Raw genomic sequence first — 10,141 nt, 5'->3', positions numbered from 1 at the left:
CACAACGGTATGCTAAGAACAAAAATGCCGTTCACTCTTAAGTGAACGGCATTACAGCCAATGGCTGCTCTTTTTTATTGCTCGGTACTATGCTGAATCGAGCTTAAGGCATTTCTGCATAAAGTGGGACTTACAGTGCTGCAAGCGCCGCTTCGTAGTTTGGCTCTTCAGTAATCTCTGCAACCAACTCGCTGTGTGTTACCACACCTTTTTCATCAACAACGACAACAGCGCGTGTTGTTAGGCCTGATAGTGGGCCTTCAGCAATCGCTACGCCGTAGTCTGATGCGAATGCAGGAGAACGGAAAGTTGAGGCGTGTTGAACGCCTTCAATGCCTTCTAGTTCGCAGAAGCGACCCGCAGCAAACGGTAGGTCAGCAGAAATACAAACAACAACCGTGTTCTCAAGCTCTGCCGCTTTTGCGTTGAACGTACGTACGCTCGTTGCACAAGTTGCTGTGTCGATGCTTGGGAAGATGTTTAGAACCACTTTCTTGCCTGCAAGAGAAGCAAGAGTCAGTTCAGAAAGATCGCCTGCAGTTAGTGCAAAGCTTGGTGCTTGTTCGCCAGTTTGTGGGAATGTGCCAGTTAGCGGTACAGCAGCGCCTTTGAAGGTAACGTGTGACATGAATTTGTCCTTAATTTAATTATGGTTATGAAACTAGTTGAGCCTAGTAAGACTTACGTTACTCGGAAGTGGTTAAGAAGTGAATGGTTTAAATGTCAGAATTGTAATCAAAGGTCTTTGATTTATTTGAGGTGAGACGACAGATAAAGAAAAACCCCGAGAGCTTGCGCTCATCGGGGTCTATAGTCTTACTCGCAGCAATCCGGCTACTAAGTGTGCTCCATGCATCAAATCCATGATAGTGTGCTGTTATCCTTCAGCGTATTCCTTTCGTCGCCTTCCTAGCGGTGTCCTTGATCTTATCCTGATCTGCCAACAATCCTCGTTAGCGCGCGTCACTTGTTCCTTGAGCGGTGTCCTTTACATCATCCTGATGTTCAGTCCTTTCCTCGTCCAGAGGTGTCCATTGTCTTTCCTTAGTAGCAACCATCCTAGTTACTATTGCGTCCATTCAATGTCCATTTCGCTATCCATGCCGATTATTCATCCTGAGTAATCGAATCTTCATCCTGAAGATAACCAAGTCCTTGGCGTTTCCTGTTCCGTGTCAGCATCCTTCCGACACCATTCATATTACCGATTCCTTATTTATCAGCAATGGTGCATAAGCGAATTTCTATATAATTATTTGAATGATAAATGTACGTATCGTTTCATTTCAATTGGTTACGGTATCGAGGTGACTAATTTCGTCATCAAATATCGATATTTACTCACTGCCTTGTGAGAGATCTCGCACAAGGCAGTGAGTAAAAAGGGAGGATTATTCCCTACTGACCAATGGCTGCACCTTCACGACGAGGGTCTGCAGCGCCTTCTAGGCCGTCTTTTGTGAGACGAATCGCGTGTAAGCCGGAGTTAAGATCGCGAATGTTGACCTCAAATCCCATCTTTTCTAGCTCAGGTTTGAAGTTTTCCGCCGATGTTCCTTTTTCCAAATCTAAGGTCCCGAAGCGGTTTAGGAAGTGTGGTTGGTTGATCGCTTGCTGAATATCCATGTCCCATTGGGTATGCGCAATGATCGCTTGTGCCACATAACCTATGATACGGCTGCCGCCCGGAGAGCCAATCGCCATGTAGGGTTTATCGTCTTGCATGATGATGGTCGGTGCCATTGAAGAACGTGGACGCTTACCCGGTTCAAGTCGGTTGGCGATAGGCTTGCCATCGTTGTGGGTCTTGAATGAGAAGTCCGTCAGTTCGTTATTGAGTAGGAAGCCTCTCACCATCAAGCGTGAACCAAAGGCATTCTCAATGGTGGTGGTCATCGACACGACATTGCCATCGCTATCGACAATATTGAAGTGGCTGGTGGACGGCAATTCAATAGAAACATCTTGGCTGCGCAGCATGGCGTGATCCCACGGTGGCGTGCCTGATGGTGCGCTTTCTAATGCCTTGCCTGCGGTAATTAACTGGGCACGTTCCTGCAAATAGTCAGTATTGACTAACCCTTGGGTTGGCATCGGTACGTAATCTTGATCGGCCATGTACATACCACGGTCAGCAAAGGCTAGGCGAGAAGCGTCTGCTAACACTTGCCAAGATTTTGCGTCGTTTGGTCCCCATGATTTGAGGTCAAACTGCTCGGTCATCGCTAAGATCTGCCCAACCGTTAATGCACCTGAACTTGGTGGTCCCATTCCACATACTTGATAGCTTTCATAAGCAGAACAAACTGGCTCACGTTGCTTAATTGAATACGCGTCGAAATCTTTCTGCGCCAATACGCCAGGGTTACCTTTCGCTGTCTGTACTGTGTTGATGATGTCGGCAGAGATCTCACCTTGATAGAAGGCCTTAGCACCGTTCTTCGAGATAGCGTTTAACGTTGCCGCGTATTCTGGGTTCTTAAGTTGAGTCCCCGCTGTTTTCGGGCTGCCATCGGCATTGAAGAAGTAGGCCTTAGTTGTGGCAAAGCGGCTTAGTCGCTCTTGGTCATTTTCAATCAAGGTTGCTAAACGTGGGCTGATGGTAAAGCCTTTTTCAGCCAGTTGAGCGATAGGTTTGATCAGCGATGCCCATTCTAACTTGCCGTATTTTTGGTGAGTGTCCCACAACAATTGCACCGTACCTGGTGTCGCAACGGAGCGACCGCCAACAACGGCATCATAGAATTTAAGCGGTTGGCCGTTTTCGTCTTGGAATAGACGTGGCGTGGCATCAAGCGGCGCGGTTTCACGGCCATCGTAGGTTTTGAGTTGCTTGTCCTTGCCATCAAAATAAACAAGGAACGCGCCACCACCAATACCTGAGGATTGAGGTTCCACTAAGCCAAGCATCAGCTGCACCGCTACCATGGCATCTATCGCGTTACCACCACGAGCAAGCACATCAGCTCCAGCCTGTGTTGCTAATGGGTTGGCTGCTGTGACCATCCAGTCATTGGCTTTAACGAGTTGTTTGGTTTCTAAACCACTACTTTGTTCGGGTGCGACGGAATCGGCAGCTTGATTTGCCCAACTGACGTGAGAGGCAAAAAGTAGGGTAGAAGTGGCGAGGGTTGTTAGTTTTGTTTTCCACTGCATGATCTTCTCCTTTTAATATGCAGAGCTAGATTGGCAGTGGAAAGATGAGATAGCCAGAGCGTTGTTAACGAATTGTAATCTTGATTCGAATTTAAGCGATTAAACCGGACAGTGACTGCCAAAGAATACTTGCGCCAATAAGGCTGAATAACACGCCACACAAGCCATCGATGTAAACGGTCGCTTCGCTGAGTTTCTTCTGCAGTGTTTTGGTTGAAAGCATCCACGCCAGCAGTGAGAACCAAAACAGAGACAGACCAAATAAGATGATAAGCGCAAAGCCTTTGCCTGACAGCGACATATCCGCAGGGACTAAGCTCGACATTAAACTAATAAAGAATACCAAAGCCTTTGGGTTGAGAATGTTGGTCATAAACCCTTTAGAAAATGCATCTCGCTTGTTGGTCAGAATCAGATCTTTGGAATTGACGGTGTCGGCGTCATCATCGTGGTTCTGAATGATTTGCCACGTTGCTTTAAGTGCACCGTAACCTAAGTACAGTAAGTAGCTACCGCCGGCCAATTGGATAATGGCAAATAGTGTGGGTTGCTGGTGGACTAGGTAACTGATTCCCGTCAGGCTCAGCAGTGAGTGCAGCAAGATCCCGCAAGATAAGCCAAGCGCAATGTACAAGCCTGTCTGGCGTCCGTGGCGCGTCGCATTTTGCACGACTAACGCAAAGTCAGGGCCGGGGCTCATCAAAGCGATGAAGTGGATAGAGGCTAGGGTGATCAGTATGGTGACTTCGTTCATCGTCAGTTCTCAATAACGTTGCCGCTATTTTTAAATAAGTAATCGTATTGAGCGTAGCTTACCGTGATTTGAAATCGAGCAATTGTAAATTATCAACACTTAGTTGATTTGTGAGGGTGGTACGCCGAACGTGGTTTTGAATGCCTTGGAGAAGTGTGCCTGATCATAGAAGCCGACTTGGTGCGCGACCTTAGTACCACATATCCCAGACTTAATTAGACGCATGCTCTGTTCCATACGTAAACGGCTCAGCCATGCATAAGGCGTAATGCCCATTCTGTTTTTAAAATGGCGTTGGAATTGAGTCGTGGTTAAACCACACAACTCAGACAGCTGTTCTAATCGCACTGGTTGATCCAAATTCGCCATCAAATAGTCTTTTAGCGTCTCAATCGATTGATTACCCAGTTTGATGTCGCTTTTCGATCCAAATTGCGCATAACGATCGACGATCGTCGAGAATCCTTCGAAAGGTAAGCAATCTTGAGCAAGCTGGCTGATGTTTTGATGGATTAATAGGCCGTGTAAGTTGCGTAATTGTGAAAATGCAGCTTGATCGGAGAGGATCAACTCAGAAAAGCCTAATGTGTGACTATTTTTCTTGGGATCGGCAAGATCTTGAAACCATTGGGGAGAAACCGCAAACACACTGACTTGATAACCCGAATCGAGTTTGGAGTGCCCATCATGCAGTTCATCGGGTGGCATGATAACAACTTGTCCTGCACCAACATTATGACTTGTCCCTTTGTAGACGAATTTCTGCTGTCCTTGGGTAATTAAGCCAATGTGAAAATCCAAATGATAGTGGCGCTGAAAGGCAAACTCTTGGTACTGAGCTTGGATCAGGCTGATATCTTCTGTTGGGGTAGAGTAGTAGTGGACTTTATCCATGGTACAAAAAAGCTTGGTCAAATAGTCATCAATTCAACCAAGCTTATCTTCGTATTAAGGGATTGTCTTGTAAAAAACGAGCAGTGTTACTGCTTAGCGCGTTTGTTCTTTCTGTTGTTACGCAGACCGTCAAAGCTGAATATCACCAACGCTCCCCAAATAAAGGCGAAGGTAATCGCTTTGTCACTGGTAAACGCTTCGCCATAAATCAGCACCGCTAACAAGAACATTAAGCTTGGTCCAATGTACTGGAAGAAGCCGAGGGTCGATAGCTTCAAGCGTGTTGCGGCGCCAGTAAAGCACAGCAGTGGAATGGTGGTAATAACACCAGCCGCAACCAATAATAGATTGAGCTGCATTGGGTTCATCGAGAAATCTGACGTTGCACTGTCTGCGATAAACAACAAGTACGTTGCAGCGATAGGCAGCATCACCAGCGTCTCAATGAATAAGCCAGTTTGGGCTTCCAAGCTAACCTTTTTACGTAACAAGCCATAGAAACCAAAGCTGAAGGCTAGGGCAATGGCAACGATCGGCACAGAGCCAAACGCGATCAATTGAATTATCACGCCAATCGCAGCAAGACTAACGGCAAACCATTGAAGTTTGCGTAAGCGTTCGCCAAGGAAGAGCATCCCGAGCAACACGTTAATCAGCGGGTTGATGTAATAGCCTAAGCTGGCATCGAGCATGTGATTGGAATTCACCGCCCAAATAAAAATAAGCCAGTTGGCGCCCACTAAAATCGAAGTGGCGACTAAATAGAGCATTTTTGGTTTAGAGGTGAGGGTATCTCGAACCTTACGCCAGCCACGACTCATGTGCAGTAGAAAAGCGAGTAGGAAAAAAGACCATACTACACGGTGGCTAAGAATCTCAAATGGGGATACTTCACTTAAAGATTTGAAATATATGGGAGCGATTCCCCACATGGTGTAAGCGGCAACGGCAAGCAAAATTCCCTGTCGCGTACGTTGTTGGTCGTCTGGTGTCATGTAACTTTCTCTAGCACTGAGTGCTTATTAATAAGATTTATAAAGAGAGTTGGTCAGTATAGGAGCGTTAACCCTTTTCACCTAACAATTTGCGGTTTAATTCGCCAGCGTTCCCCTCTACAATGTGCGCCTTGCTTGCCAATGCTGCACGCTGACTTTATACCTTGATTAGGAACCACAATGACCGCCACTCTGATTGCTGAGCAAACACCAACTCCCGCGAATGATGCGCAAGATATCTTACAAGATGTCTTTGGTTATCAAAGCTTTCGTGATGGTCAGCAAGAGGTCATAGACCTAGCCGTTGAAGGCAAAGACAGCTTGGTAATTATGCCAACCGGTGGTGGTAAATCTCTGTGTTACCAGATCCCGGCTTTAGTGCGTGATGGACTGACTTTGGTTATCTCACCGCTCATTTCATTGATGAAAGACCAAGTTGACCAATTGAAAGCCAATGGTGTGGCGGCTGAGTGCATAAACTCATCAATGCCACGCGATCAACTGTTGAGCGTGTTCAACCGCATGAACTCAGGCCAATTGAAGATGGTTTATGCTTCACCAGAGCGTGTGTTGATGCGTGACTTCATCGAGCGCTTACAAGGCTTGCCGCTTTCGATGATTGCGGTGGATGAGGCGCACTGTATCTCTCAGTGGGGACATGATTTCCGCCCTGAGTATGCTTTGCTAGGTCAGCTTAAGCAGTATTTCCCGCATGTGCCTTATATGGCGCTAACCGCTACTGCCGATGATGCGACGCGCAAAGATATTATCTCGCGTTTGCAGCTGGTGGAGCCGCATACGTACTTAGGCAGCTTCGATCGCCCTAATATTCGCTACAATCTCGTTGAGAAGCATAAGCCCGTGTCTCAGGTAGTTCGCTACCTAGAAACGCAGAAAGGCAATTGCGGCATCATCTATTGTGGTAGCCGAAAGAAAGTGGAAATGGTGACCGAGAAGCTGTGCAATAACGGTATTCGCGCTGCGGGTTACCATGCAGGCATGGACACCGACGAACGTGCTTACGTTCAAGAAGCCTTCCAACGTGATGATATTCAGATTGTGGTTGCGACTGTGGCCTTCGGTATGGGCATCAATAAACCCAACGTACGCTTTGTGGTGCACTTTGATATCCCACGCAACATCGAATCTTACTATCAAGAGACAGGCCGTGCAGGTCGTGATGGCTTGCCTGCTGAAGCGATGATGCTGTTTGATCCTGCTGATATGGGTTGGCTGCGTCGTATGCTGGATGAAAAAGAAGAAGGCCCGCAAAAACAAGTTGAGATGCACAAGCTGAACGCGATGAGTGCCTTTGCCGAAGCGCAAACGTGTCGTCGTCAGGTTCTGTTGAACTACTTTGGCGAATATCGCGAGAAGCAATGTGGCAACTGCGATATCTGCCTAGATCCACCAAAACACTTTGATGCGACCCAAGAGGCGCAGAAAGCGTTGTCTTGTGTGTACCGTGTTAATCAGTCATTTGGTATGGGCTACGTGGTCGAAGTAATGCGTGGTATGCAGAACATCCGTGTGCGCGATAATGGTCACGATAAGCTGTCTACTTACGGTATTGGCCGCGACCATAGCCACGATTACTGGATCAGTATCTTCCGTCAGCTTATTCATAAAGGCTTGTTGTTCCAGAACATCACTCGTAACTCGACATTACAGTTAACAGAAGAAGCGCGTCCGCTACTGCGTGGTGAGATGTCTTTGGAGTTGGCTGTACCTCGTTTAGATACGGCGGTGCGTAATGCCAAGTCCGATAAGTTAAGCAGCAAGAACTACGATAAGAAGTTGTTTGCCAAACTGCGTAAGCTGCGTAAGTCGATCGCTGATGAAGATGGTTTACCACCTTATGTGGTATTCAGTGATGCGACGTTGATTGATATGGCCGAAATCCTACCCACATCTTATGGCGAGATGCTGGCAGTCAATGGCGTTGGTCAGCGTAAACTTGATAAGTACGCAGACCCATTCTTAGATTTGATTCAAGAACACATCACCACACACGGCTAGCTTGCAAGAAACGACTAGCTTATAAAAACGATTGGCTTATAGAAAAAGAATAAGGTTGATAGGGACATGACAACACCAACAGAATTTGGCTTAAGAGAGTATTTGGCTGAGGAAGGGCGTTTATTGATTACGTCTCCAAGTTTTGATTTTGATTCTTATGAAGTACTAGGTGAAAAGCTGGTGGCATTGCTGTCAGCGTCAGTTGTTGAAAAGCAATGGGACGCCGATATGCACTCTTGGTTGATTGATTTTGAAGATTGTCGGATGTTTTTAAAGTCTGAACATTACAGTGAATCAATCTGGTTTGAGTCGTTAAACGCTGAAGAAAGCCGAGAAGAATTCGATTATCTCGCGACGCTTTTTAAGCGCGGTTTCTAACTTTTTGCATGGCTTCTGAAACGTAGCTTCTAACCTGGCTTTTAAAACTTGGCTTCTAACGTCATTCATCAATAAAAGTGAGGATAAACGTTTGCGTTTGTTCTCACCGTTGCAGCCAATATTGATTAATGTATAATCGCCCGCCGCTCAATAGAGCAAATTATAGAAACATTTTTAATTCACATTATTGGTAAGAGCTTTCTTAGTTTATTCGAAGAAATGACTCGATTTGGGTTCCCTCACCCCCAAACCAAACTAAAAAGGTACAGCATGAGTAACTTTACCCCTGCGCAACAGCGCAAAGCCCTAGCACTATTAGTTTTGTTCCATTTGATCATTATTGCATCAAGCAACTATTTGGTTCAGCTACCTTTTACCGTCTTCGGTATGCACACCACTTGGGGTGCTTTCACTTTCCCGTTTATCTTTCTAGCGACCGACCTGACCGTACGCATTTTTGGCGCGCAGCTTGCTCGTAAAATCATTTTCTTAGTGATGTTACCAGCACTGGCCGTTTCTTATTTATTGTCTGTGGTGTTCTTTGAAGGTTCATTCCAAGGCTTTAGTCAACTAGGCGAATTCAACTTGTTTGTTGCACGCATCGCCGCGGCAAGCTTCATGGCTTATTTGCTTGGTCAGATCTTGGATGTGCATGTGTTCAACCGCTTACGCCAAATGAAGCAATGGTGGGTTGCGCCAACGTGTTCAACGTTATTCGGTAATGCCATTGATACCATCGCGTTCTTTGCGATTGCTTTCTACCAAAGCCCAGATCCATTCATGGCTGAGCACTGGACTGAAATTGCGTTGGTCGACTACGGATTCAAGCTTATCATCAGCTTAGGTCTATTTGTTCCAATGTACGGTGTGCTTCTAAATTACGTAGTTAAGAAGCTAACCGCTGTGAACCCTGACTTCAAAGCAACGGGCGTTAACGCTTAGCATGTTTGAAACGTCACTGTCTTAGAGCGTCTAGCTTTGAGATAGTGACGTTATTGTTTCTCTTCTCTTCTCTTCTCTTGCTTTATCCATTCTCATTTTGCTTTGCGATTTTTGTTCATGGGTTTTGAAACTGAGGCAGGTTTTGTTGCTGCTTTGGGTGAGATCTTCGTTACGCTTTTTTGTAATAGCAAAGAATTTGGATAGGTAATCACATTACCCTCAGGGTGCTTGAGCAACGTGTGAAACATCCGTATATCCAAAATTTCTCCCTCTATACCATCCCCATCCGCCACAATGATCGAATCTCCAATCCGGTACGGAAATACAAAGAAAATAAGAAAGCTTGCAGTGATGTTGCTGAGTATCGACCATTGAGCAATGAATCCAACGCCGATAACGGTAAACACAGAAGAAATGAAAATAGAGAAGTTACCGTAACCAATCCCACTAACAATGATGTATACCGCGAATAAGAAGCTGAAGTAGGTAATGCTAAAGCAGCGATTAATAAAGGCGGTTCGAGTTGCGTGGACGGTTTTCTTTTCAGCCAATGCTTTGATGGTTTTCTCTGTGGTTCGTTTGAGTAACCAGTACACACAGAAAAATAGAATCGCCAGTAATAATTCGTATTCCTTTAGTGAACTGAAAATGGTCTCAAGATAGCTCGACATTATTACCTCTTTGGTTGCCTCGGAATACAGTCCGGATTGTAGTTATTAGATTAATAATAGGCTCACTTCAGCAGCGAAAAGATACGCGGCCGTTGGTTATTGTTAGATGCCCTTATCTATTATTAACAGTTAAGCACATTACCTATGGGGTGGTTGTAAATTAATTGGCCACTCAACTAGATAGCCAGGTTGTGAGCGGCTTTTTACGTTCAATTCAGCATTAACAGATAATAAAAACCCCTCCTAGAGAGGGTTTAATGATTAGTTCTTAAGAGCCTTGTTGAACGAAGCCGCTGCGCGGCAGAGTAAAGCAAGTGCAAGCCATACTCTTG

9 protein-coding genes are annotated in these 10,141 nt (G+C 45.8%); 3 read left to right on the top strand and 6 right to left on the bottom strand.

What is annotated here, in order from left to right; all coding sequences use genetic code 11:
* Window positions 1-130: 130 nt before the first annotated feature.
* The 5 genes from tpx to rarD form a co-directional block, all read right to left on the bottom strand.
* The gene (gene tpx, locus ED652_RS23050) at window positions 131-628 is read right to left on the bottom strand and encodes a thiol peroxidase (protein WP_122056291.1); all 498 of its coding nucleotides are present in this window, start codon (window positions 626-628) and stop codon (window positions 131-133) included.
* A gap of 770 nt (window positions 629-1,398) precedes the next feature.
* Window positions 1,399-3,156, bottom strand: coding sequence for a gamma-glutamyltransferase (gene ggt / locus ED652_RS23040; RefSeq protein ID WP_122056290.1), 1,758 nt, complete (start codon window positions 3,154-3,156; stop codon window positions 1,399-1,401).
* A 91-nt stretch (window positions 3,157-3,247) separates the two neighbouring features.
* On the bottom strand, window positions 3,248-3,910 hold the full coding sequence (locus tag ED652_RS23035) for a LysE family translocator (protein WP_012605065.1): 663 nt from the start codon (window positions 3,908-3,910) through the stop codon (window positions 3,248-3,250).
* A gap of 99 nt (window positions 3,911-4,009) precedes the next feature.
* Entirely contained in the window at window positions 4,010-4,804 is a 795-nt protein-coding gene (locus tag ED652_RS23030) for an AraC family transcriptional regulator (protein WP_122056289.1), read from the bottom strand.
* A gap of 86 nt (window positions 4,805-4,890) precedes the next feature.
* Window positions 4,891-5,799 (bottom strand): EamA family transporter RarD, encoded by a 909-nt coding sequence (gene rarD / locus ED652_RS23025; RefSeq protein ID WP_122056288.1) that lies wholly within the window; start codon window positions 5,797-5,799, stop codon window positions 4,891-4,893.
* 180 nt (window positions 5,800-5,979) lie between these two features.
* On the opposite strand from rarD, the gene recQ reads away from it, so the two are divergent.
* From recQ to ED652_RS23010, 3 genes are all read left to right on the top strand, one after another.
* Entirely contained in the window at window positions 5,980-7,818 is a 1,839-nt protein-coding gene (gene recQ, locus ED652_RS23020) for an ATP-dependent DNA helicase RecQ (RefSeq protein WP_009848191.1), read from the top strand.
* 66 nt (window positions 7,819-7,884) lie between these two features.
* On the top strand, window positions 7,885-8,196 hold the full coding sequence (locus ED652_RS23015; protein ID WP_009848192.1) for a DUF3630 family protein: 312 nt from the start codon (window positions 7,885-7,887) through the stop codon (window positions 8,194-8,196).
* 270 nt (window positions 8,197-8,466) lie between these two features.
* On the top strand, window positions 8,467-9,138 hold the full coding sequence (locus ED652_RS23010; RefSeq protein WP_009848193.1) for a 7-cyano-7-deazaguanine/7-aminomethyl-7-deazaguanine transporter: 672 nt from the start codon (window positions 8,467-8,469) through the stop codon (window positions 9,136-9,138).
* A gap of 92 nt (window positions 9,139-9,230) precedes the next feature.
* On the opposite strand, the gene ED652_RS23005 is transcribed toward ED652_RS23010, so the two are convergent.
* Window positions 9,231-9,809 (bottom strand): mechanosensitive ion channel family protein, encoded by a 579-nt coding sequence (locus tag ED652_RS23005; protein ID WP_122056287.1) that lies wholly within the window; start codon window positions 9,807-9,809, stop codon window positions 9,231-9,233.
* Between the last annotated feature and the right edge of the window lie 332 nt (window positions 9,810-10,141).

It is taken from the genome of Vibrio sp. Evd11 (assembly GCF_900382755.1).
Taxonomy (GTDB): Bacteria; Pseudomonadota; Gammaproteobacteria; order Enterobacterales; family Vibrionaceae; genus Vibrio; species Vibrio lentus.
This window is presented reverse-complemented; position numbering and strand designations above follow the sequence as displayed.